This window comes from Candidatus Hydrogenedentota bacterium, from assembly GCA_019695095.1.
GTDB lineage: Bacteria > Hydrogenedentota > Hydrogenedentia > Hydrogenedentales > SLHB01 > JAIBAQ01.
On the sequence record JAIBAQ010000091.1, the window covers coordinates 1 to 25,259 of the forward strand.

The 25,259-nt window shown below is 58.1% G+C and carries 17 protein-coding genes; 6 read left to right on the forward strand and 11 right to left on the reverse strand.

All coding sequences use genetic code 11. From position 1 onward, the window contains the following. Positions 1 to 680, forward strand: a 680-nt coding sequence (locus tag K1Y02_15350) for a hypothetical protein (protein MBX7257736.1), incomplete at its 5' end; no start/stop codon positions are given. 95 nt (positions 681 to 775) lie between these two features. Here K1Y02_15350 and K1Y02_15355 read toward each other — a convergent pair. The 10 genes from K1Y02_15355 to K1Y02_15400 form a co-directional block, all read right to left on the reverse strand. After that, the gene (locus K1Y02_15355; protein MBX7257737.1) at positions 776 to 1,462 is read right to left on the reverse strand and encodes a YdbL family protein; all 687 of its coding nucleotides are present in this window, start codon (positions 1,460 to 1,462) and stop codon (positions 776 to 778) included. 74 nt (positions 1,463 to 1,536) lie between these two features. Then, complete coding sequence (locus tag K1Y02_15360; protein MBX7257738.1) at positions 1,537 to 4,563, reverse strand: hypothetical protein; 3,027 nt, start codon at positions 4,561 to 4,563, stop codon at positions 1,537 to 1,539. Between the two features lie 184 nt (positions 4,564 to 4,747). Next, complete coding sequence (locus K1Y02_15365) at positions 4,748 to 6,193, reverse strand: transglutaminase-like domain-containing protein (GenBank protein MBX7257739.1); 1,446 nt, start codon at positions 6,191 to 6,193, stop codon at positions 4,748 to 4,750. A gap of 179 nt (positions 6,194 to 6,372) precedes the next feature. Continuing rightward, complete coding sequence (gene lgt / locus K1Y02_15370; GenBank protein ID MBX7257740.1) at positions 6,373 to 7,164, reverse strand: prolipoprotein diacylglyceryl transferase; 792 nt, start codon at positions 7,162 to 7,164, stop codon at positions 6,373 to 6,375. Positions 7,165 to 7,272: 108 nt separating this feature from the next. Next, positions 7,273 to 8,886 (reverse strand): NAD-binding protein, encoded by a 1,614-nt coding sequence (locus K1Y02_15375; protein MBX7257741.1) that lies wholly within the window; start codon positions 8,884 to 8,886, stop codon positions 7,273 to 7,275. Between the two features lie 3 nt (positions 8,887 to 8,889). Then, positions 8,890 to 9,801 (reverse strand): TIGR04222 domain-containing membrane protein, encoded by a 912-nt coding sequence (locus tag K1Y02_15380; protein ID MBX7257742.1) that lies wholly within the window; start codon positions 9,799 to 9,801, stop codon positions 8,890 to 8,892. A gap of 13 nt (positions 9,802 to 9,814) precedes the next feature. Then, complete coding sequence (locus tag K1Y02_15385; GenBank protein MBX7257743.1) at positions 9,815 to 10,549, reverse strand: nucleotidyltransferase domain-containing protein; 735 nt, start codon at positions 10,547 to 10,549, stop codon at positions 9,815 to 9,817. A 21-nt stretch (positions 10,550 to 10,570) separates the two neighbouring features. After that, positions 10,571 to 11,701, reverse strand: a complete 1,131-nt coding sequence (locus K1Y02_15390) for a radical SAM protein (protein ID MBX7257744.1) — start codon at positions 11,699 to 11,701, stop codon at positions 10,571 to 10,573. A 198-nt stretch (positions 11,702 to 11,899) separates the two neighbouring features. Beyond that, positions 11,900 to 12,073 carry a hypothetical protein gene (locus tag K1Y02_15395; GenBank protein MBX7257745.1) on the reverse strand — a complete coding sequence of 58 codons (174 nt, stop codon included), beginning with the start codon at positions 12,071 to 12,073 and terminating at the stop codon, positions 11,900 to 11,902. A 94-nt stretch (positions 12,074 to 12,167) separates the two neighbouring features. Next, a complete protein-coding gene (locus K1Y02_15400; protein ID MBX7257746.1) occupies positions 12,168 to 14,570 on the reverse strand; it encodes a M20/M25/M40 family metallo-hydrolase in 2,403 nt (800 codons plus the stop codon). A gap of 489 nt (positions 14,571 to 15,059) precedes the next feature. Between K1Y02_15400 and K1Y02_15405 the strand changes: the two genes are divergently transcribed. The 3 genes from K1Y02_15405 to K1Y02_15415 all read left to right on the forward strand — a co-directional run bounded on the left by K1Y02_15405 (position 15,060) and on the right by K1Y02_15415 (position 21,141). Beyond that, on the forward strand, positions 15,060 to 17,621 hold the full coding sequence (locus K1Y02_15405) for a hypothetical protein (protein ID MBX7257747.1): 2,562 nt from the start codon (positions 15,060 to 15,062) through the stop codon (positions 17,619 to 17,621). Positions 17,622 to 17,956: 335 nt separating this feature from the next. Then, positions 17,957 to 19,039, forward strand: coding sequence for a hypothetical protein (locus tag K1Y02_15410; protein ID MBX7257748.1), 1,083 nt, complete (start codon positions 17,957 to 17,959; stop codon positions 19,037 to 19,039). Between the two features lie 434 nt (positions 19,040 to 19,473). After that, complete coding sequence (locus K1Y02_15415; GenBank protein MBX7257749.1) at positions 19,474 to 21,141, forward strand: hypothetical protein; 1,668 nt, start codon at positions 19,474 to 19,476, stop codon at positions 21,139 to 21,141. Positions 21,142 to 21,261: 120 nt separating this feature from the next. Here the strand turns inward: K1Y02_15415 and K1Y02_15420 are convergent, their stop codons facing one another. Next, complete coding sequence (locus tag K1Y02_15420) at positions 21,262 to 22,614, reverse strand: MFS transporter (GenBank protein MBX7257750.1); 1,353 nt, start codon at positions 22,612 to 22,614, stop codon at positions 21,262 to 21,264. A gap of 343 nt (positions 22,615 to 22,957) precedes the next feature. Between K1Y02_15420 and K1Y02_15425 the strand changes: the two genes are divergently transcribed. Both K1Y02_15425 and K1Y02_15430 read left to right on the forward strand, forming a co-directional pair. Further along, complete coding sequence (locus K1Y02_15425) at positions 22,958 to 23,560, forward strand: RNA polymerase sigma factor (protein MBX7257751.1); 603 nt, start codon at positions 22,958 to 22,960, stop codon at positions 23,558 to 23,560. Beyond that, positions 23,553 to 25,259: FecR domain-containing protein (locus K1Y02_15430; protein MBX7257752.1), on the forward strand; the 1,707-nt coding region annotated here is incomplete at its 3' end. The genes K1Y02_15425 and K1Y02_15430, both read left to right, overlap by 8 nt.

The window sequence follows — 25,259 nt, forward strand, 5'->3', positions numbered from 1 at the left end:
ACCGCCAGTTTTCGTCTTCCGCGGCGGCGGAAACGGCTGCAAGAACGACGCTCAACACGATCAACTCACGCATGGCTGCACGGTCCTCCCTCGGGTATGCGTTACGACCTCCCCAGACCGCGCAGACAAGTATCGTAGAGATTGAGCGAACCAAGCGCAACTTGAAATCTCGCGGGCATAGCCGCAGATTTGTGGTTGCAGGTTGGCGGTTTCAGACGGATACGAACCTTGAACGAGACCCTTCAAAGAGGAACAACGACGTGGTAAAGCAGCCGTTTCATCGATATGCCCCGCTCACCCTCCTAGTGCTTTCCTTGGCGGCAGGCTGCGCTTCGCTGGCGCAACACCGCGAACGCACCGCCATCGGTCAGGTCATGCAGGAATGGAAGGCCGCCTTTCTGGCAAACGACTCCGAAGGCCTGTTGAGGCTGTACTCGGATAATTTCCGATTCGAGGATCGCGATAAAGCGGCGATGAAGGATTACATGGCCGAAGCGATGAAGGAACTCAACGCTGACGATGGCAAGGTTATCGTCGAATACGCCACCATTGACATCCAAGGGGACAAGGCACTCGTCATGCCGATTTCGCTGAGTGCGCGTCGGGGTTCGAACACAATCGGACTGGAGTTGTCCAAAGAGAGCGGACGTTGGCTAGTTGTCGGGATGCAGAACAAGTAACAGGCCCCTCAAAGAAAGACCGGCACAACAGACGCCATTACGTACTGTTGTGCCGGATCAAATCTACTATTCAGAACCGTGCTTCGAGCGTGCGACTACTTCAGCGTGACCCATTCGCCCGGTTTGCAGGCATCGCCGAGCTTCTTGCCCGCGGCGCTCGCTTTGAACGTGTCGAAGTCGCTGCCCTCGGGCGGCAACTGCACGATCTCGCCCGCACCTGCCCGCATGAGCCGCCGCTGCGCGTACACGCGCTCCACGACCGTCAGCGTGGCGCCCGCATCGCTGTTCGCGCGCGCAACTTCTCTATACAGCGCCTTGCGATCTTCGTTTTCAGCGGCAATCAGCTTCTGGGCCTCGTTCTTTTTGTCTGCATCCGATAGCGCCGCGCTCTCGCGCAAGGCAACGTAACCGCGATTGTCCTCGCCGGCCGCGCCCGATTTCTTCAAATCGTTCAACTGCGGCTGACGCTCGCGCATCTTGTCGGCCAGTTCCTTGATGCGCGGAGTGGACTCGTTCAGTTCCGCCGCGTACGCCGGAACGATCGGAAGCATCGCGTAGCGCAGACGCTCCATCCATCCCGGACGTTCCACGCTGCTCTTGGATTCGGGCGCAGGCAACTTGTCGGACTTGCCGTCGATGTAATCGAGCACGCCGTCGGCCTGCTGTTGAATGTGCCGGATATCGAGCACGATATGCGCGTCGATCTTGTGTTTCGTCGTAATCACGCATCCCAGTGCTATCAAAGACGTTGCGGTTAAAAGCGCGTACATTGCTCGTTTCATTGGGCCTTCCTCCTCAGCCGTGTATGAGACGACCCGAACCCAGGTTTTATTCGCATCACAATCCTTGCATCAGCTCACTGGTTCCATTGTAGCGGGTCTGTCGAGATCTTTTCGATGTCTTCCAGTTGCGCCTCCTGGCTCAGTTGGAGACCCTCGGCAATCGCTCCCAGGTCGACGCCCAGGTCAATGCTGAAATCCAGCATTTCGCTTTTCAACGCCACTGGCCCCATCAACCGTTGATTCTCGCCTGGCTGCCCCTCCAAACGCAGCGAAACCGCCGCTGAATCGAACTTCCGCATCGGCTCGTCGCCGATAGTCTTCTTGCGAATTCGCCGGTTCAGGAGCTTCAGCCCCGGTACCTCGCTCGTCAACGCCGACAGCAGCAACTGTTCGACGGACTCCCGGTTCAACGAGAAATCCTTGTCCGACGTCAGTTCGACGCGCATATCCGTCACCCCGGCCTTGGACCATTCCAGTTCTGCCTGGCCCTTTGCCAGCCCGGTCAACAGTACCACGGGGGGCTTGTATTCCTTCGTGAACGTGTCGAGATTGAGGTCGGTCACCTCCGCGTTGACCTTGCCCCGCCCTTCCGGGCCGAACAGGTCAACACGCGCTGTTATCGTAGCTGCGCCCTCATAGAGCCGTGCCTTTACCCCCTCCGCCGTAACCACACCATCCTCCAGCACAAACGCACCGTCGATATCGGTTAGCAGGCCGCCGCCCGCCGCGGCATTCGCGACCAGAAACTTGCCGTCTCCGTTCAGCTTGCCGTCATACCGAACCGACCCTTTCGCGCTGACACCCCCGAGCGCCGCCAGCGCCTTCGCCAGCACCAGCGACCGCGCAGACATGTCCCAATCCAATCCTGCGCGCGCACCATCCGCGCCATACGCCACGTGTCCCGACGCATTGCCGTTGCCGTCGCACGAATCCAGCAGACTCAGGTCCACCAGCGGACGCAAGTCTGTCGCGACTGCTATTGCGCTTTCTGCTGCCACCGGCGACAACGAGTTCAAGGCCACCGATTCGCTCGTGAGCGTGGTGCCTTCGCCCCACGTCGCGCGCAACGCGTCCATCGTCCCGCTGCCGCGCTTGACGTCGTAGCGCACATTGCCGTTCACCGTAATTGGGGTTCCGTAGGGAGAGGCAATCGCCCCATAGGCCAAGCCGTCGCCCTTGAGGGTGACTGCGGCGCTCACGATATCTCCCGCATACCGCAACGGCGCGTCGATCTCCAGTGCTCCCGCAAGCCCCGCGATACCCAGGTCCGGCGCGAGGTAGTCGAAATCGAATTTCCCGACAGCGTGGGCCTTGACCACCGTCGGCTGCGACGTGACCGAGAGTTCGCTCAGCGTGAGCGTGCCGTTGTCCGTCAATCGAACGTTTATCGTGCCTTCGCCGATTGTGCCGGTTTTCGTGTTCGCTGCCAGCGTTCCCTTTACCTCAAGCGGTTTGTCTCCCGGTATCAACAACGAGCCAACTTCCATCGGCGCAGCGGAAACATCCACACCGAGCGTAGCCTGTTCGCCACGCAAATCGACGGTTAGCGTCCCCTTCAATGACTCCGTATTCACCCCGGGCAGACTGGGCCAACCCATTGCCGCCAGAATGCGACTCGGATTCACGCTATCCAGCTTCACTTCACCTTTCGCGGCAAATTCTGACTCATCTCCTTGTGGCGCAGCCGCCCCCGGCTGCGATTCGCCGGGGACCGTCTCCACCCGCCCCTTTACTTCACACTGCGCCTTCCCCAAGCGCAGTTTCGCAGACCCATCCCACAACGGGCCGGCCGCAGCATCCACGAATCCCGACCCGGATGCCGTAACCGCGAGCTGGTTCTTCTCTCCCGCCGATGGCGCAAACGCCGGATCGATCGACAATTCCGCCGTGTAGCGCGGAAGCTCCCACGATGCTTCCAGTGTACCTTCTACCTGCTGAAGGCCCGGCACCTGCTCAAGCAAGGGCCGCATGGTTACAGGCATAGCCGCCCGAAAATCGTCGCGGCTCCATCCAATCATCGTCGCCGCCGCTTTGCCCTCGCCGATGTTCCCTTCCGCCATGACCTTCAGCCGCTGACCTCGGTTTAGCTTTACTTCTCCGTCCAACTGTTCCTTCGCGTAAGTCCCTGAAAGCGCCACGTCGCCTTCATACCACTCCGTTCCCGGTTCGCCGAGTCGAACGCCTATCGCCTTCGCCTGAACGGTTGAATCCAGCAGCGCGAACTGTGCGCTTCCAAAACTAGCGTTTGCCTTGGTACCAGAGAGGTCCGCCTGCTCGAATGTCAACGGCACCGGTGACAACAGCGCGAGCAACCCGCCTACCCGAGCTCCATTGATGCGGCACTCGTCAAGATTAACCTCAACGTGATTGGAGACGATCATGTTACCGCCGGTGGCGTAGCCCTTAACGTCTGCCACGTCCGGTATGCGGACCTGCACCTTCAGGCTCAACGGCAGCCCGTTGTCCAGTGCTACATCCACGAACCCGTTGCTGAACGATTGCCGTTCCTTTTCCGCACTCTCGACGTAACCCGCTACGCGATCCCCCTTCAGCCGAATCGACGGTGTGATAGATCCCTTTGTGTGCGCATCTAGCTGCAAGCCTTCCAGCCGCATCGACGCTTGCGGGGCATTCACCTCGACATCAATGTGCTCTATGTTCACACTCCCCGGGAGAAACTTCGTGTCCACATCGGTTTCTGTGCTCGGCTCTCCCGCCCCCCGCGTCAAGAACGCATAGTTCGCCGCCGCTGGATTGGAGCCGTCGAGATGAAGAGAAACACGGTAGATGGCAAGCGCGGTGAGTGGCTGTGAAAGCGATGCCGCATACTCAAGCCGTATGTCTTCCGCCTGTAACACGGGCGCATACGATTCCGCGGCCACCGACAACGACCGGATGTGCACGGCGGGAAGGAGGGAGAGTCCTTCTACGTCGACAGCCGCGCCAAGCGCGCGTCCGGCAATCGATTCCACGAGCCGCGTCTGCGGCCACCCCGTCGCCAGCAAGACCGCCACCGGAAACAGTATGCACGCGCCTTTCGCGGCGCGCCGCAACCATTTCCGCGCGCGCGGCGTCTCAGGGGCTGGTTGAGTTGCCGTCATGTAGCGCCTCTCAGCCCGGATATCTCACGAACGCACATGAATCCATTTCGCGACTCGCACGCTTACCAAACTTGACGCCAAGGATGAGGCAATTCTCCATAAACAAACGGCGTTTGCGAGAAATCCTCATGGCATAACCTCAACGTCGTGCACGTGAGCAATTTGCGCCAGCGCAAATCGCGGGTTAAGGTTTCGCGCTTGCGGTCTCTTCCAGAACTTCGACCTTGATTTGACCGATGACCGGTATCAATTGCGCCTGCTGAAACAGATCGCCTTCGGCCAGCTTGATGTGGGTTACGTCGGCCAACGGTTGGTCCCATGTCGGATCGACGTCGATCCACTTGCCAACCCACACCTTCGCCCACTGATGGAAATAGAACCCGGGTTGCGAACCGGGCATGTACAGCAATCCCGCGACTTCACGCGCAGGAAGGCCCGCCGCCCTTGCCAACGCAATGTAGAGAATGCTGTGCTCCGTGCAGTCGCCTTCCAGACTGTCCAACACCTCGCGCGCATTTGTCAGTCGCGCCGAAAACGTGCTCTTCACGTTCTTGTACACCCACGCGCACAGCTTCTGCGAAATCTTCACCGCGTCCTTTTCCGCCCCAACGATTTCCTTCGCCTTCGCCACGATCTTCGGATCGTCACTCTGTACAAACAGCGACGGCTGCATCCACTCCTTTACCGATTCATCCGTGATCGGGAGTTGCGCGGCCTGAAAACCGTCCAGCGATACCTTCTTCGCAAAGAACTCGAACGAGCCATCCTTCTGAATGAGCTTCTGCCGTTCGTCGTTAAACAGATGCGCGGGCTGCAGCGGCCCCGTCAGCCGCAAATGCAACGAATCGCGTCCACGCGGGTCATCCAGCGGTGTCGTCACCATTGCCGCATTCGACACAATCACGTCGTTGCTATACTTGACGTCTTGCGCGATTTCCTTCGGCTCCAGACGCATCGTCAACATGCCGGAAGTCGTGTCCTCCAGCGTCACGCCCTTTTCCGTTACATACGAAACCGATTCCATGTTCATCAGGTCGAGAATGCTCTTCACGCGAAAGACTTTCGTGGGCACGCCGTCAAATATCCGCTCCTCCTCGCCGACGATCTCGCTTGTCCCGTGAATTTCCCCGGGTTTCATCGGCTCGAACAACGTGTACGAGATGCGGTCTCCGATCTTTGCGCCCTCTTTCGCCAAATCCACCTGTTTCAGCGCGTCGCGCAACGACTCTTTCGGCTTCGGCAATCGCTTCTCCATCGCCTGCCCGCTCAACCGCGATGTCAGCACGATCTCTTCGCCCTGCACCACCGCCTCGAACTTCGACACTCCCTGGCTGTCTTCCACTTCCGAATCGATCCGAATCAGGCTGCCGTCCGGCGCGTACAAGCGCTTCGCGTACACGCGCATGTCCTGCTTGATGCCACCCATCGTCAACCGGAAATGCGAGTCCTCCGTCACGGCTACGTTGCCGTTTTCCAGCTTCTCGAGACCATTCATGGAATAGCCCGATTTCTGTCCGTTCAAGTACAACCCGTACCACGACTCGCCCGTAAGCTCGCTGACATCGATCGCTTGCGCGGCCAGCATACGGGGAAACACCGTAAGGAGGATCATGACGATTACTCGCTTCATTGGAATGGTCTCCTGAAAACACCTGTCCGCATTGTAGCCCATGCGCGCTATTCCGCAAGACATTGAGATTATGCCATGAGGATTTCTCGCGAACACACTTTGTTTGCAGCGATCAGCATCGTTAATCGCCGCAAATCTCGTGAATGCGCTGATGGCGAGTTAGCTTCGCGGGTGTTCGACTATGGCCGCACCTTCCTGGTGCGCCGCGCTGCGAATACTATCCCCGCAGCCACTACCAGGCCCAGACTGATCGCCTGCGACACGGTCATCCCGAACACGGACCGCGCGCTATCGCCACGTAGTATTTCGACGACAAAACGCACGACACCATACAAAAGCAGATACATCGTGAACACCGAGCCGTTCCACGGGCCCTTCCGCAGGCGCCGCAACAATACCGCAAACACCGCGACCAACCCTACCGTCATATAGAGTTGCGTCGGATGAACCGGCAGCGATGCTACCGCGTTCGCGTCAAGCAAGCCCGCCTCTCGCTGCGCTTCAACGGCGAAACCCGGCGACGGAAACGCCACCGCCCACGGCAACGACGACGGCTCTCCGAAACAACACCCGTTCAGGAAGCATCCGATCCGTGTAATCGCCTCGCCGAGCGCCAGAAACGGGCTCATCACGTCGAACGATGCCAACACGGGCGCGCGGTTCACTCGAAGGTGTGCCCACACCGCCGCGAGCCCACCGATGAGGCCACCGTAAAACACCAGCCCGCCGTCCCACACGTACAGTGCCCGGAGAATCCGCGACAGGCCCTCATATTGGATTACGTAGAAGATTCGCGCCCCAAGCAATGCGCCAAGCATCGCCCACACTCCGATCAACGGACTTAGCTCCACGCGGCCCGGACGCCGCGACTCGCGCGCCATGAGCAGCGAGCAAACCACAAAGGAAAGCCCGAGCATCGTGCGGTAGGCGAAGAAAGTCACGCCGAGTATCGAAAACAGTTCGGGTCGCATTAGGTTGCTGCCTGGGTTGTAGTGTGCCGGGATTATAGCGCGCTACGGATACGCCGGCCATACGTTCCGTGTGCGCCGGCGTCTTGTTACGCCGGTGCACACGGTGAGCTAGTCGATGTCGCCAAGCTTGTGAAGCGTTACGTGCATGCGAGGGGCTTCAGTCGCTACGCTTTCGCCGGATACGACACGCAACGTCCCGCTTCCGGGATCTTGTTTCAGCGTGACGGAGAGATCGCACTCCAAACCAGAGTCTTCACCTTGAAGTTCTCGCAATACGAGCAGGCAATGTTCCCAAGCAGCCGCTTGCTTCACCCCGCCAAACAGGCAGGCGGCCACAAAGGTGGGGGCCGATACGGCGGACACGCTCATCACTCGATCCATGGCAAGTTGATGTTCGAGCTTCTCCGCCAGTTCGCCGTCGAATACGCGCACGACCGTGCGCAGGTTTGGATTGAGCTTCTTTGCGAGTAACGCGATTCCGAGGTTGACCACGTCATCGTCGTGTACGGCGATAATGGCCGTGGCGTGTTCAATCGAAGCGTGGCGAAGAACCGCTTCCAGCCGCGCGTCGCCTTCAATAACCGGCACGCGCAGGCCGCGCAACGAGACGGAGGCATGCCCTCCCGGACATACGGCGACGACCTCCTTCTTCTCGTTGAGGATCTCCTGCACGATGCGCGAGGCGATGTTCCCGTTTCCCGCCAAGACAATGTGACCGTGCCGTCGAACGTGGTTGCCGGCGAGCAGTCCCTGGAAGCGTCGTGAGAGCAGCGCGTCCGTGATAATCCCGAAGAGCAGAGCGAGCATCGCGGCGCCGCTCACCATCAGAAAGCACCCGACGAGTTTTGCGTAGACCGGAGCCTGAAGGAAGCTGACGTCGCCATAGCCGGTGGTGGTGATTGTTGTCACGATGAAGTACAGCGAATCGAGATAGGACAGGTGCATGGAACTGCGCACTGTTGCGATGCCAATGAGTATGACCAGAGTCAGGCCGCACATCAGAACGTGCACGGCGGGAGGTATTTGGCGTAATGCAGCAAACGCAACGGCCGCGAGATCGGTAATCTCCACGGAAGACCAATGCCGGCGGGGTCTGGAGCTTGCCGCTTGCCGTATCGATAGAGTCTGTTCACGTTTCGCGTTTTCGCGAGGAGCCCCGGCGTATGCGATGCGGCCTTCAACGTTGTGGAAGAGATGCGTTGCTTCGCTGTCCGCTTGGGCGGATTCCTCTTCTTCACAGACACCGCCGGTCACAACATAGCTGTGCTCACCGAAATCGAAGCAGCACAGAGCTTCGTCGCCCAGCGCGGCCGCCACGAACACCGGAGCCGCAAGCGCCGTCGCGCTTAACACGCGCACGGACGGCAATTGCTCGTTGAGATAACGGCCCAACTCCTGATCGAACATGCGTACCGTCAGCGCAAGCGATGCATTCAACCGCAGTCCATCCAGGGCGACAGAGAGATTGACCATGTCTTGGTCGGTGACGGCGATCAAGCCTTTTGCCTGCCCGACGCACGCCTGCCGCAAGAGCACCTCGCTGCGCGCGTCCCCTTCGAGGCACACGGCTCCCACTCGCGTCGCTTGCTGAACCCAAGAAACGGGGGCCTTGTCGTAAATCACCGCGACAGGCAACTGCAATCGCCGCAACAAAAGTACAATCCGAAATCCAACGTGGCCCATGCCACAAACGATGAAGTGATTCGTTAATTGCTCGCTCATGGATTACCCGCCACCGCATCCACCACAGCCGCCCCCTCCACAACCACCGCCTCCGCTACAACCACTTCCCCCGCTGCAACCGCTCCCGCCGCTACATCCCGAAGAGCCCAGAAAACTAGAACCGGAGTCGGAAGATGACTGATGAAACAGATCGCGGATGTACGGATAGTGTTTGTGCGGCAGGGCATCCAAGCCGTACACGGCTGCCACCATCGTTGTGTCAAACGTCTCGCCAGATGGGCGCGAGCGTCTGGCGCGATTCTTCAGTCCATTGAATTTCGATTGCAGCGCGCGCATTTCCAGGTTCCCGAGATATGTTCTTCTTCGCATAAGTCCGTATAGGACCGTTCCTGAGAACACACACGTCAGAATGATTAGGAACTCGATGTTGTAGCGTCCGCGCGACAACGCCACGGAAATCTTGATAAGCGAGAAGGCCAACAAGATGGAGATAGCGACAACGAAAGGAAACATTCGCTTTCGCAGGACCGCAGGCGACTTCATATATCCAGCGGTCTGAAGCGGCGCTCGAAACTCCTCGCAAAACGGCGTTATGATCAAGGGGGCGCTTTGCAGCAGAACGTTGGCGCGTACCGGTGTCTGGCATAGGCGAAGGATCGCTTGTTCAATCGGGCGTCGAACCGATTTGAGCGCTTTAAGATCGCTGATAGAGACCTTATCGCGTGAGTCTTGCTTTACAAGCCCCCGCTCAATCAACGACACAAGCAGAACGCGCACCACCTCGTTGACGCCCCCGCGCAAATATGCAATCGCGTACGGGTCCTCCACCTTGTAGAGCTTACCCCCGGATTCGCTCCAACGCAGACTCTGTAGGTAGATGGCCGTTGTCGCAACGCCGAGGACTCCATAGAACACTAGATATTGCGGGCCCGGCAAATCGAATGGATTGATCATTGCTTGGCCTCCTTCACTGGAGCGAGTCCACGGTGGACTGCATCGTCATGACCAATTCGATAAGGGCAAAGGCGGTATCTCCCGCTGCACCGGGATCCAACAATGCCTGCGACCGTGCTTCTGTTATGGCCGCCAATGCAGACTGGAATGCAGGATTGCCTGTTTCCTTAACAATCGTTTCCAGGGCCGCTTTGGGACTTTCCGCCGCCCTTCCTTGAAGCCGGCGCAGCGTTGCCGCACATGCGCGCAACGGGCCGCTCATTTCTGCGATGGCCCGCGCGAGTTCTTCTTCGCGCAAGCTCAGAGAGGCATATCGCTCGCGCAAACGAAGCCGGAGATTCAGGAGTACTTGGCGAAGCCGGGCCAGCGCCGCGGCCCGCGACACTTCCACGCGGATAAAAGGGTCGTCTCCGTATAAGACGCGGTGCCGCGCGCGGATATCATCAAACTTGACGCTAAACGCACCGGAAGCTTCGTCGAGTTCATGTTCAAGCAGGAACATAGCAGACAGTCGGACGGCGGCGCGCGAAAAGCGGAGCGGCTCGCGGATTTGGTCTGCTTGCGCGCGGTCGAATGCGCGCAAGACTAACATGACGTTCACATCGGACGTTGCGCGCAGGCGGCCTTCCGCGGCAGACCCATACAGGATGATGGAAAGCAGATTCTCGTGAAAGGCCGCCTTCGACGCATCGACAAAGCGCGTCAATTCTTCCGACACTTCTTTTGGGAGTCCCTCGATCTGATTCATGCTCGTTTCCCCCGTTGTTCGCTACTCTCTACCGGCAGACACTGCCATCTTGTCCTGCGCAGGTACACGGTCAGGAGTCACGTCGCGAAGCCAACAACCCGGATCCCCGACAAACGGCGTGCCGTAGGTTGCGTAAGACAAACAGCGCAGCCCTCCGCGGCATGTTCGCGAGTAGAAACACCGCTCGCATCCCTCGGGGATCACATCGTTATCGCGAAGACGTTGAAATGTATCGTTGCCCCAATAAATATCGCTGAGTGGTGTTTCAATGACGTTACCCACGACGATGGGCATTCTTCGGCATGGGCACACGTCTCCATTGGCAAGCACGGTGACGAGTCCGCTTCCGGCAGTGCATCGGTAAGGCAGGCCACCCGCTTCCAGAAACTGCAGGGCCCTGTGCATGGCGATTTCAGTCGTGCCTCGTTTCGCGTGGATGGATGTAGACTCGCGATGCATGGATTGCAGTAGTTGCTGCGTTTCCTCCGGCCCCGGCGATTCACCGGATGCGCCACGCCCCAGTGGAATGCACCGGTCCGCCCACACACGGCGGACTCCAAGGCTTGCTCCCAATCGCGCCACGTCGGCAAATTCGCTGTAGTTCTCGCGCGTGGCCGTGAACGACAGCATGACGGGAACCCCGTGGCGCGTCAGATGCCGAATGCCGGAGACAGCCCGTGCATGCGCGCCCTCGCCCCGAATTTGGTCGTGGGTAGCTTCGCTGCCGTCGATGCTCACTTGAACGTAGGACAACCGCAGCTTTGCCAGCCTGCATGCAAGCGTGTCGTCGATGAAGAGACCGTTGCACAAGACGGCAAGGGAACACAGGGTGGGCTCCGCTGCGATCGTTTCAAGAAGCTGCATTGCATCCGCGCGAACGAAGGGTTCGCCACCCGTAACGGAGACGTGAAAGCGCGTCGGTTTTCCCGCGCGCCGATCCATGACCTGTGCGCGCAACTCCCGGAATTGATCCCAAATGCGCATCAGCGAAGCCCAATCGAGTTCGCACATCGGGTTTTTCGCTTGATAACAGTGCGTGCATTGGAGGTTGCATCGCTCCGTGATGTGCCATTGAAGCAGAAGAAGAGAGGGAGAAAAGTCCGTGGCGGCGCACTCAATCGCGGGCGCTGTCAGATGAGCTGTATCTGGCATTGGCATATCACGAGAAACCTCGCGTGCGTTCTACTGCCGTTGCGGATCGATACCTTCAATGCACGGGACGAAAGAAGCCCCCAACTTGAAACCCCGTGCCATACCTCTACGAGCATAGCGTATGAACGGAACGATTCGCGAACGACCTGCGCAGATTAGAAAGAGGCCTACTCGCATTAAGCCTTGGCGCATTCCTCTCTACTTCGCGCGTGAGCGGCGGCGCGGAAAGCCTGCGCGCTCGGCAGATTCGGCGGAGTCGCGTAGGCGTTTCCTTAAAGCTTCTTTGACGGGCATGTGCGCAACCTCACTGCTCGCCTGCGTCTTCCAATCCCGGACTTCAAGCAGCGCCTTCGATTCCTTAACTCTCTTCATGGAGTGCCTCCAAAGGTGTGCACATACGCAAGGGCTTTACGTTAGCGGACTGGACCGTGTCGAGATAGATCCGCGGAATGTTCACGTTTGCCTCTTAGAAATGGACAGTGCGGGTTACGAAAATGCGGTTGCTATCGAGCGCTCTGCCGCCGTGATCGACGGTGTTGGGTGACGCGATGATGTAGTCGGGACGCGGCTTGATGCCGGGGATGCTCGGCAGGCCGTAGAAGGTCTCGCGCGCGTTCACCGTCACGGGGCCGCCCGCCGCAAGCCGCAGCGCAAGATCGACTCCCTCCGGCGGAAACACGTTGATGTCCACGTGCAATCCACGCTCTTCCGTGGCCAGGGTCTTGCTGAATAGCGACGCGCCGAGCACATTCGCATCCGACTGTACGCGCACTGCCATGCTCGCGGCTTTCGCGGGCGACGCAATATGCAGGGTGAGTTCGCGCACGGCGTTCGTCGTGACATCGGAGGCGATAGTCACTTGCGGACCTGGATACTCGGGCGCTATCGGCGCGGGCGCTTTCAACACAGGCTCGTTGCTAGACGCGAATTCGGAGTACTGCGCGCGCTGCGTGCCGGGCGGAAAGAACTGCGCGGTCCACTCGTCGGGTTCGCGATCCGGGCTGAGCCAGTACGCCTTGTTGGCATCGTAGTCGATCCCATACGACACGGAATCGAGCTTAGGGCGATCACGCGTGAAACTGCTGTTCATCACGCCTGCCGTCACCAAACCAATGGCCACCGCTGTGCTCAATGCGGGCAACCACCAGCGGTTCACGCGGCCCATAAGGTCCAATTGCGGGATCATCAAACCCAACACCAGCACCACGAATGCGGCAAATCCCGGAGCGCCCGCTATCATGACCGTCGCCGCGAACGACCGGTACATCGGGGTGAACAACAGCACCGCGGGCGCAGCAAAGAACGAGAGAAAAACGATCCAACCCGGACGGAGTTGGCCGCGTTTGGAGAACAAGAAGCACGCGAACGTACCGGCCGCGCTGATCGCCAGCGGCCACAGAGCCGCATAGCTGCCGCCAGGCAAATACAGGTTCAACACGAAGAGCAGGGCAATCCACCACACGTATGCGCCGGCAAGCAGACTCAGCGACGAAACCCACCGCGACAATGCCCCGTAGATCAGCGAGGCCACCGCAATACTTGCCGCGACGTAGGAAGTCGTATAGAGCGCGTTGTGATACAGCGGCGTCAGGTCCGGTATGCGCGTGAAGTTCTCCGTGTACAGGCGCGTCGCGATGTCCGGTCCCCAGACGTACGCGAGAATGCCGACGCACGCCGCCGCCGCAATCGCGGCGGTGATGGGCAACATGACAGCCCCTGCAATTGTGCCCGTGACGGAGATCTTGCGGGTCACGAGCCCGATTAGGAGCACAAGGCCAACGAACGCGGCCACCGCGAAGGCCAGCGGCTCGCCCCAGGACAACGGGTAGCGCGCGAGCCAATAGCCGAACACGTTGAAGTACGTTGCGTCGGGGGCCGTGATTGTACCGTCGAGCGGGATGCTGCCGAAGTGACGCGCGAGGTCGAGGCCGCACGAACCGTGTTGCTGCAACGTGGCGAGGTTGAGGTGCTCGGGCCGGTCGTTCGCTGTATGGTACCACGCGAAGTTGTCGATGAACGCGATGTCGCAGCCCTTCATGCCGTGGCGGCGCAATGCGTCGAAGTCGGAGGAGAACGGCAGCATCTTGTACACGTCGTACATGAACGACGACGCGCACAGGTACCGCATGCCGCGCATCAGTTCCGCGACAAGCCAGCCGTTCTGTTCGCTCGTGTCGAAGACGAGCGAATTGCCTTGCGTGCCGCGCGATTCGAGGTTGGTCATGAGGGCGACTTCGTTAAACCAGGGGTGGTTCGCGAACGCCTTCGCGCCGCGCAGTCCCACCTCCTCGCCGTCCGTGAACACGAAGACGATGTCGTTCTTCAGCGGCGGCGACGCTTTCAAGACATGCGCAATTTCCAACAGAGAGATGACCCCGGAACAATCGTCCGCCGCGCCGGGGCCGTACGGAGTCGAATCGTAGTGGGCCATCAAACCGAATGCCTTTGTGTTCCCCGTTCCGGGAATGCGCGCGAGAATGAAGTTGGACCGGCCCGCGCTTTGCCCTTCCGCGAAATACGTCGTGACCACTTGCGCATCAACCCCGAAGGACCGCAGCGTGTCGACGATGTACGCTTGCACGCGGTCATTCGCGGGCGACCCCGACGGATGCGGCTCCGTCGCGATCACGTAGTTGTGCTGAATCGCGCGCAACGCCGAGAATTCTGTTGCGGGGGCATCCGACGCCAACGGCGCGGGAGGCCGCAAGGCAATCAACGACGCCGCCCCCACCCCCACCAAAAACACCAACACGAACAACGACGTGAAGCGCGGCTTCCTCGCGAAATACTCCGCCTCGTCGATCCGCCGCGCCTCCTCCGGCGGAATCGTGAACACCCGGTAGCGGTCTTCGTGTTCGGTGGATGCCATCTGAAATCCCTTCCCGCATGCAGAGCCTGGAGCGTTGCAGCCATTCTACAACTGGGGAGGCGGGAGTCCAATGATGCCATTGAGAATGCAAACGCGGCCAGGTCCATCTTGTGGTCATTTCCTGACATTGCGCAGACGACGCCAGAAGCGCGAAGTAGCGCTCGGGGCACTTAAGTTTGCCGTGTGGGCAAATGAGAGTACTGCCGAAGCCGAGTTCTTTCTGTGGCAATTCTCTGCAACTTCTTGTGCGTGATTCAGGACTCAGGTTATGCGAGAATTGCAGTCAGACATTGCTAATACTCTAAAGGAGAAGCATTCAAACGCGAGGTAGTAAAGTGCCCAATGCTCAGCCTTAAGCCCACATACAAACGCTGGTGCGATCTCATTGCGCTGATTATGATCTCTCTACTTGTGTGTCTTGCGTTTGACCCCCTCGTTGTAAGACTAAGTGGATCTTTGGGATCACTACTCGCTCGCTGGAGCTGGATAGTGCAGTTCGGCTTGGTCGCTCTCTTCGCAGGGGCACTGTGGGCGATAATAATCCACTTAGGTGGATTCAGGCTTGACGACCTGAAGCTCTCTCTGATGTTTTGGAGATTTCCGCCGTCCTGGTTCGCGGGCATCATGGGATGCTTTGTCTACACAGTTGCCTCCCAGTGCCTCAGAGAAGAACCTGTTCCCTCCCTCTTTTCGGCCCAGTATTTGCCAGATGTTATATTTGGCGTTGCATCAGTCGTCTTCGGAATTATGTGTGCTTACGCGTTATCCCTTTTGCGCCCATTCGATGATTCAGCGTATTTCCAGGCTGCACCAAACGCGGTATCAATTTGTCAAGGCGCAGACAGTAGTACTCCAGGCCCAGATGTAGATCGACTTCGCAAGTGGCTGGAAGATGGTGAAGGGCCGATTGGGCTGCCGTCTGATGACTTGTTCGAATCAGCGCATTATGCACGGCGGATTGCGGATTTCGTTGTAAGTGAAGACTCCAAGACCCTTGGAATCTATGGGCCGCGCGGAAGAGGAAAGACAAGCATAATCAACTTGACTGAGCATTTCCTGAAGGAAAGAGAACGCAGCAGTACTACCGCAGACAATCACTGGCCGAAAGTGAAGTTGGTGAGATTGGGAATGTGGGGATCCCGCGCCGAATCCAACGCGCACTATATCATATCTAGTGTAATCCGCGAATTGCAGAAGGTTACAGATTGTCTGTGCCTCAATGGGCTTACCCTTCAGTACTCACGCGCCCTGTCAGCAGTTCCGTCGGGCTGGGGAAAAGTAGTGAGTACTTTCATGCTTGGTGATTTCAGTGCGCAAGAAGCTCTTGGCAAGCTTGAATATGTTCTGTCCGCTATTCAACTAAAGTTGGTTATTGTTGTCGATGATTTTGACCGAGGTGATCTAACTCCAGAGTCTCGTGTCCAGCTTGAGGCGCTCTTGGATCGGCTCAAGCCACTCAAATACGTCTCGTTCATTCTCGTAGCTGGTCACAATCCCGGAACCGATGTTCTTACACGGCTTTGTGACCATGTAGAGATTGTCCCACGTCTAAAGGCGGCGGACGTCATAAGTAATGTCAGGAGCCTTCGTAGACTTCTGAGGGAGTTCGACGACATTGATGCACTGTCGTCTGAAAAGAGGGACGAGCGCTTTGGGCGTGAGGGCATTGATCGGTTTCGCTATTTGTGGTGTGGTGGAGCACTTGACGCTATAAGCGCCATTGCCCAACTTGTGGATACGCCACGGGCGATGAAGGCGGTATTCATGCAGACATACCGCGCCTGGAAGAAGCTACACGGAGAACTGGATTTCGACGATTTGCTGATTTGCAAGGTTCTAAAGGTGACTTGCCCGGAAATCTACTCCTTCCTGCTAAGTAATGTGGACGCTCTTCGACTCGATGGGGGAAGGGTGACTTCCGACAATCAATCAAATTGGGAAGGGCGTCTTGTTGAATCATGGGAGAAGTTGGTTGCGGAGCACCATTTAAACGATAGCAGCGTTAAGATTTTGTGCAGATTCTTGTTTCCCAGTTTTGCACGAGACGTAAATCCGAACGCTTACCCCATTGCAGGACCTCAGGGGGTAGATCGATATTCAGTAACCGATTACTGGTTCAGATTGCATAGTGAATGGGTGGGTCCAAGTGAGACACGAGACCAAGGTGTACTTAGGGTTCTGCGGGATTGGAGGCAACATTGTAGCAGCGAGAAGGAAGACTCGAATACTGCCTTATGGGATGGCAAGCCATTGCCCGAAGCAGTCCTTTGTACACCTATTCTTGCCTCAAAGCTCCGGCAATTTGGCGAGATTCTCTCTGAAGTCGAGATTGTGGCCTTGGCCAAAGGCATCTTTGCTGGCATCCTCAAGAAGAGTGATAGTGGTGTACAGCCCAACGACAATGACTACTTTGGGTTTATAGAGGTTCGCGATTTGTATGAAGCTCTGCCCGGCAAGAAGGATCTTCAGTATTGTAGGCGGTGGCTTCATAACGAAATTGTGACCGCGCTGAAGATCGACCTGCGTTTTGCCATCAGAATCCTTAAGGAATGGGGCAGTGTGCTGTTTTCCGAGAAGGACGCTCTGTATCAGATGATACGTGAAGTGGTTGAGAACATCTACGCAAACGAACCGTGTATGCTAGCCAAAGCTCTGAGTCCAAATCACATGGATTGTCTATCGAGACTCATTGAACTCCTCCCTGCCCAAAATAATACTGGGAATGCGAGTGCGCCCGATGGATGGAAGTGGCTGGGAGATGTCGTACTTTCTGCTGCAAAGTCTTCTCCTGAACGCGTGGTTCCAAGTCTAGTCGGATTGCTTTTCCCACCGGAGACCGATGTCCCCATGATGACAGATCAAGACCACCCTGTCTTCGGAAGCAACTTGAGGAAGGCTATGGAGATTGTGGCTAATGGCACAGATACGAGCTGTATGTCACCTGACATCGCTGATAAGATTCGGTCTTCTCAAAGTCAGGCACGGCGCTGGTTGGAGAATCCGCCGTTAAGCAAAGTGAGTGAGGGTGGCCATACATCTCAATCGTCGTAAATTGAAGACTCTCTTCTCAACTTCGGATTCCGCCGCAGCGTAGATACTGTGGAATGTCGACGATCTGGCCATCAACTCGCTCGGATCCATTCAGTGTTGTCTCTACCACCATTCATGTTTAGCGTTCCAAGCCATCATATGGAGTCCGACATCATCCTCCTAGATGTAATTCTGACTACATAGAGTGAATCACTAGGTCACTGAGCAAGTTGCAGTGTCTCCGACTGTCAACTTCCCGATCTCCCTTCTTGCCATTTCCCAAGCACCCGTCTGACAAACAAGTGGAATCTGTCGCGCACACGGCAGATACTTAGCTAACAACGGAAAGACCGCCCATGACCTCCAAACAACGAGTCAAATCTGCAATTCGGCGCGAGCCGGTGGATCGCGTGCCGATCTTCATGTGGTTTCATCCGGAGACGGCGCGGCGGTTGGCGCGTTTGCTGGAGATTCCGGTGGGGCGTGTCGGCGATGCGATGGGCAACGACATCCGGCAGGCGTGGGTGAACAACAACCATGCGATGGAAGGGATTGTCCATGAGCGCGACGGCGAAGGCCACCTCGATTGGTGGGGTGTCCGTTGGGAGAAGCAGGGCGCGTTTAACCAGATCGTCGGATTTCCGCTGGCCAACGAGAGTCCCGAGCAACAGCTTGCGTATGCGTTTCCCTACGATCGCATGGACGATTTGCTGGCGTTGATGGAGCCGGTAATGGAACACGCGGACACGCAGTTCGTGGGCGTCGACGTGTCGCCGTGTGTGTTCGAGATGTATTGGCGCCTGCGCGGCATGGAGGAGACGATCCTCGATCTCGTCGCCGACGAGGACACGGCGTACGCCATGTTGGGCCGGTGCGCGGATTTCGCGGTGCGCGTGTCGGAGGAATCGCTCGCGCGGTTTGCGTTGGATTGGCTGTGGACCGGCGACGATGTGGCGGGGCAGCAGGGCATGATTATGAGCCCGGACGTGTGGCGCAGGCTGATCGCGCCGCATTTGAAGCGCGTCGTGGACGTGGGCACGCGCGCGGGATTGCCGGTGGCGTACCATTGCTGCGGCGCGTTGAGGTCCATCATTCCCGATCTCATCGAGATGGGCATCACGATACTGAATCCGATCCAGTGCAACTGCGCGGGCATGAACCCGGCGGACCTGAAGCGCGAGTTCGGCGCGCAACTCTCGTTCATGGGCGGCGTCGACACGCAAGGGTTGCTGCCCGTCGCGACGGCGGACGAGGTCTATCGCGCGACGGCGAAACTCATCGAAGACATGACCACGGACGGCGGCGGCTACATTCTCGCGGCGTCGCACACCGTGCCGCCGGAAACGCCCGACGAGAACATTTTCGCGATGTACGCGGCCGCGGGCCTCAGCCGCGACGAAATCTTCGACCGTGCCGCCACAATCCGGGCGGCTACCTAGGTCGGTTGCGCTGGAATTTCCCGAAGAATGCCCGCTTTTCCATCAGATGTTTGCTAGTGCTGCCGAAAGAACCTAGGCAGAAGGAATAGGGAGGCTGCGGCCTGATTTGCAGACCGTAAAGTCTTGGCACCCTGAATTCCTAGAAAAACTCTAATATGGGAAAATCAAGCAACTAAGACCTTCCATTACGTTTTTGTAACTTCACTCCAATCGAGGAACCTTTCGAGTTCAAATGTGTTATAAGTTGATTGAGAGCAATCTGTATAGTTGGTTGGAGTGCCGTGATGATCAGTGCAATGCCGCGCGTCGGATTTGTAGTTTTTGCCGCGATAGTACTTGCCCTTGCATCTGGTTGTCCTTGCATCTTGGGTTTGGGAGGCTGCACAGATTCTCCGCCGGGTGATGACACATACGTCCAGTGGGAGGCGGTTCCATTGGATGAGGTATTAAACCACAGTCTTTCTTCACCGGCCGTTTTCGCACAACCGGGAACCAAATCTTCAGGCAATGGATGGTTTAGACCGATAGACATCCCCGTGTTCTCCGGCCCATTCTGGATAGGGACGGTCAATCAAAACAGCGGCGATGTGCCAAGCAGTCATCTTGGCAGTTCCGCCCCCGGCGGCGCCATACACCTCTTAAAATTCCCATATGGACTCCCTGGCATCTACCGAATTACTTATTTCTTGGTGGATCCATCTGCGGTTCTGACTCCAGCGGTCACTGAAATTGAAGATGTGGCGATACGGGATGTCGAGCGCACGGAGGGCAGGTTTCGCGTCGATTGCAGAATTCAACAACACAACGCTGTGCTATTGGTCGACGTGGCGTGGGATGGACCTGAGCCGCCGCCCGCCTCGTCCTGTGAGATCGATGCAATCAGCGTGGAAATGCTCGAGTTGCATCCCTTCCTCGAGCCATACGGCGAATTGACCAGCAAAATGGCCACCTGGTCTCCCGAGCTTGAGAGCGTTGGAACACCGATCGTACTTCCGGATGATTTCGAGCATAGCCTGGGGACGTTGTTTGAAAAAGGCTATCTTTGGAAGGAGTCGGAGATTCTTGAAAAATTCTTGTACCTTGATAGCGAGTTTTCTCTAGACATCCTCCAAGCTTCGCTGGCGGAAGTATTCTCCCTGTCTTCAGGGACTCTTTCGTCCGAGCAAAGGGCCCTTGAGATTCTCGCTTATGTAACTCAGAAGATGTACCTGTCCGAACCGGAAACAAGAACCAAGGAACTCCGGCTGAATGAAGTGCCCTGGCACACAGGAAGCTTTTGGCTTTCTCAGGGTTGGGGTAATTGCTACTACCGGAGTCTTGCGTTTGTCTCACTCTGCCGGGCCGCCGGGTTGCCAGCGCGCGTGGTAGGTCTTCCGAATATGGATCACGTCATGGCAGAGACGTACTTCGATGGCGCGTGGCACCTGCTGGATCCCACCTACGGGTTCTTTTATTACACGCATGACACATACGATGGGGATGGCAAAATCTTAAGCCTGCGCGATCTGCGTGTCTCCGGTAATCCGTTGTCTCCCTTGTTCAAAGTGTCTGATGACATTTGGATCGGTGATTTTCGAGCGGGAGCTATCGTGTCCCCGGTTCCAGACTCGTGGAGTTCGCCCAACGCTTGGCCCGTCACGAACGGCTGGATGGATTACTACAGGACCGGACCGCTAATCACGTTTCCATGTTCGACGCCGTACTTCGCGGGTTTCAGCCGTGCGCGGCCCTTGCGATTCGATTTCGCGGACGGCGATTCGCTGCAAGTCGGTACGCCCGATGGCAATGTCTCGGACGCCCCCGAAGTGGGCAGCGCGGGTCCCTACAACGGTGTCAACGCCCTATTTTTTCAGCACGCGCCAAGCGGAAGGTATGCGGTTACGTACAAATTCCTGTTTGACGACGTGCCTCATATCCCTGCCGCTGTCGAAGTGTGGGGGATCGATGTCGTCAGTTCCACTCTCTACGGAGGGGGCACCTGGCAGTTGATTATCGATGTAAGCGATCCCAACGCAATACTCTTTGTCGATCAGATCCACGGCGACAACGACTTCCAGGACGCTGTATGGGCCGTTGACGCGATTCATGTGTCGCGACTGTAACAACGGATAATCCAGCACGACTGTATCGCCGCACGACTTTCTCGGATTTTCCACGAACACGTTTGAAGCACTCTCGTACCCGGCGCGTTTGCGCTCAATCGCGCCGGTGCAAATTGCGGACTATCCCTTTGGCTTGAGCCGCCACGTGACGGCGAGCAGGAGCATCGACAGGGCCGTGGATGCGAGGATGAGGCAGAGGATAACGTTCCACGCGTAGTCGTGGCCGTGCGAGACTTCTAGGCTTTTCAGGGTCGATCCGAAACCTTTCGCCATGACGGTGCGGCCAATGTATCCAAAGAGACCGATGAATCCCGCCGCCACACCGATGGCCTTTTTTGAAGTGAGATCGAGCGCCATGATCACGATCAGGTTGATGATGGGGTAGATGCATAATCCGACAACCGCGAGCATGGTCATGTCCAGCCACAGAAATCCGACGGGCGTGAACAGCATGATTGTGAACGCGACGAGGATTGGTATGTGACAAAGCGTTGCGACCATGCCGCGGCGTCCGCCGATGCGGTCGGAAAGCCAGCCTAGTAGGATGGTTGACGGAATGCCGCCGAATTCGGACACGAGGACTACCATGCCGCCACCGGTGATGTCGACGCCCTTCATTTCGCGGAAATAGGTGGGCCCCCAATCGAGCATGCTGTAGCGCGCGATGTACGCGAAGAAGTTTGCGAATGCGAGCAGCCAAATGTACTTGTGCTTGAGCACATTGTCGACGAAGAGTTCGCGAAACGAGAGTTCGCGCTCAAAGGTCCCGTGGGCGCGCGCGTATTCGGTGAAATCGTTCCGATACTCTTCGACTGGCGGTAGACCCACGGACTGCGGTGTGTCGCGCAATCGCCAGAATAGGTAGACCGCGCCGATCATCGCGATGATGCCCGGTACAAAGAGGGCGTATTGCCAGCCGCCGTACGTATTGACCGCCCACGCAGCGAGCGCGCCCGCGATACCTCCGCCCACGTTATGCGACGTGTTCCATATGCTGAAGGTGAGGCCGCGTTCCTTTTCGCTGAACCAATGCGCCATCGATCGCCCGCAGGGCGGCCAGCCCATGCCCTGGACGAACCCATTCAACGCCCACAGCCAAAGGTGAATCGTGTAGTTCGATGACATTCCGAAGGCAAAGTTGCACAGCGCCGTGAGGAGCAATCCAAAGGCCATGAACACGCGCGGATTGCTTCGGTCGGACGCCGCGCCCATGAGGAACTTGCCGAGCCCATAGCTAATGGCGGTCATCCCGAGGATGCTGCCGAGCATCGCCTTGTCGTAGCCAAGGACGGATTCGAGGTCTTTGCCGACCACCGAGAGATTGTTGCGCACGAGGTAGAACGTGGCATAGCCGAGGAACGTCGATTCGAGAATACGCCAGCGATACCACGGATAGAGGCGCTTCACCTCATCGTCCGGTAGGCGCGGTATATGCGGAGCCGGCGCGAATACCGACCGAATTCCAAAGCCCATAGTGCCCTCCCCCGGCATGTGTACCAACGGATAATGGAGGTGCGAGTGTAGCGCATCACCTGGCCGGTGACAAGGAGCAGGGAGGGCTGCGGCTCCGTTATTCTGAGGCATGACGGAAGAGTGGGGGGGGGGACGTCTCATGGGACCGATCCGGCGAATCCGACCGATCCGTCCTATAATCTTGTTGCGGTGCAGATCGCACAGGGATGCGTGTCAGAATGAGCGCATATTCCTCTACGTGCCATAGCTCTCATAGAATCTCCGCGAAGGATTTTCGGGGGTTTGGGCAAAGATATAGACAGATCATGATCGGAGGCCGGGGCGCCGGCCACAGAGATACCGCGTGGAAGTAACCATCGAGTCCTTACAACGCCGCGATCGGCGCGCTTGGCGGGCCGTGTACGACGACAACGTGGACGCCGTCTACGGCTATGCGTTCTATCGTACGCGGGGCAACCGCTCTGTCGCCGAGGAAGTGACTCAGGAGACGTTCACGCGGGCAATTGAATCGATCGGCTCCTTTCGCGGAGATCCGGCGAATCTTGCGCCGTGGCTGCGCGGAATCGAGCGGCGGGTGTTGGCGCGGCGCGTGCGGAGTTTGGCGCCGGTCGCGGCAAGACCATTGCCGCTCGACACGTTGGAGGGCGGCAATGGTTGGGTGCTTGTGTGTCCGGACGACCGGCCCGATGCCGTACTCCAGCGTGAGGAGGAGCGAAACTTGACTGGCGCGGCGCTATCGGCGTTGCCAACCCGCTGGGAAGGCGTGCTTCGCCTGAAGTACTGCGAAGAACTGCGCGTGGCGGAAATTGCCGAACAGTTCACGACGACCGTCAAGGCCGTGGAATCGTTGCTGAGCCGGGCGCGGGCCGCGTTTCGAGAAACGTATTCGCGGATGGCAAAGCTCGATGGCCGGTTGTACGAAGCGCAGGATTGGTCCGATGAGTGAGTTCAACGAACAGAACGGCATGCCGGACGGCGAATTTGAGCGCCTCTTGAAGGACGCGCCCAAGCCGCCCCGCATGGATTCGGCCCGAAAGGAAGCCGTGTGGTCGTCGCTGGAAGTTCAACTCACATCCGTCGAACGGACTCCGCTAGTTGCGCGCCGCCGGTTGCGGCTTGCGTGGGCTGCGGCGTCTTTCTTGGCCATCCTGGGCGCGGCACTCTGGTTTGCGCCGCGCGGCAACAACGTGGCCGATCGCGTGGAAATCGTCGAAGGCCGAGTAGTCTCAGTGGTCGGCGACCACGGGCCCGCGGCGCTAAGCGCGGGAGTCTCATTGAAGGCGAACGAGCGGATCGAAGTGGGTCCCAATAGCGCGGCGAAACTTGCGCTGGCCGACGGCACGGCGTTGTGGTTGTGCGAGAACACGCAGGCCGTGTACCTGGGGCCGCGAAGCGCCAAGGGTCCATCGCTTGAACTCGTTGTGGGAGAGGTCCGAGCAGAAGTGACGCCCGGTCCACCGGAAGAAGCATTTTCGATCAAGACGCCCGCGGCGACGTTGCGGGTGCTTGGCACACGATTCAACTGCAAGCTGTATGCGGGCGACGCGAGTGTGCCTGACGTGCAGTCGAGCGAGGATACAAACATGAAGCGACTGAGAGCAGCCTTGCGCAGCGCGCTCGTCCTGACCGTATTGTCCGGCGCCGTAGAAGTCCACGCCGGTGACACGACACAGAAGGTTGAAGCCGGTTCGCGCAGCACGGTCGTGGCGCAAGCGGCGACGCCGAGTCAAGAAGCGCTGAGCAAAACGGACTACACCGCGAAATGGCTGGGCGATCCGGGTTCTGCCGGGCCTCCGGAAGCGCTGGTCTTCCGCCCTATACGCGACATGTTCCTTTACGCCATGTGGGCCGTGGATGTGCAAACAGGCAAGGCGCGGGAAGTCACGGACTTTCTGAGTGTTGGTCCGGAATTGGTGGCCCAGGTTGGCTCGAACCTCGCCTTGGTGAAATCGAGTTCTCTTATCTTCCCCCATTTTGGCTCCGACCCTGTGGGCGGGGCAGGGCGCCCATTCATCAACGATGTTCTGTACTTGGTGAACCTGGTGACGGGTGAGAAGATGCCCATGACGCCACTGGCGGACTATGACCCGCTGTACATGGAGATTTCGCCGGATCGCCGCAAAGTGGCTTTTGTGGGCGGTTACACACCGGACAAGACCAAGCCAGCCGAACGGGAAGGCGGCGTCTACGTATTGGACTTGGAGACCCTGACCGTCAATCGCGTGCTCGAAGGCTGGCTGAAAACCTGCCCGCACTGGTCACCCGACTCGAGATGGTTGGCCGTCGCGGATGCCGAAGGGTACGTCGGCGGCAGCGAGTATGAGATTGTGATCATCGACACCGCAGCGCAAAGCGTGGTACGCACGGGACTAAACGGAGCCGGTGTTCACTTCACGCCCGATGGAGAGAGCATCGTCTACTCGTCTGGGTTCAAGCGCGACGGCAGTTGGAGCGCCGGCGTGCCCACGTATGGGAACTTGTTCATCGCGTCCCTGCGCGACCCCCGGCCCGAGCAACGGACAACACTGCCCGGCGGCGGAGCCATCAATCCCAGCTTTACGCCAGACGGAAAAGGTTTGCTTTACTGGGAAGCATCATCCGAAACGAAGCAGTCTGCCGCGTTGCACCTGCTCGATCTCGCTAAC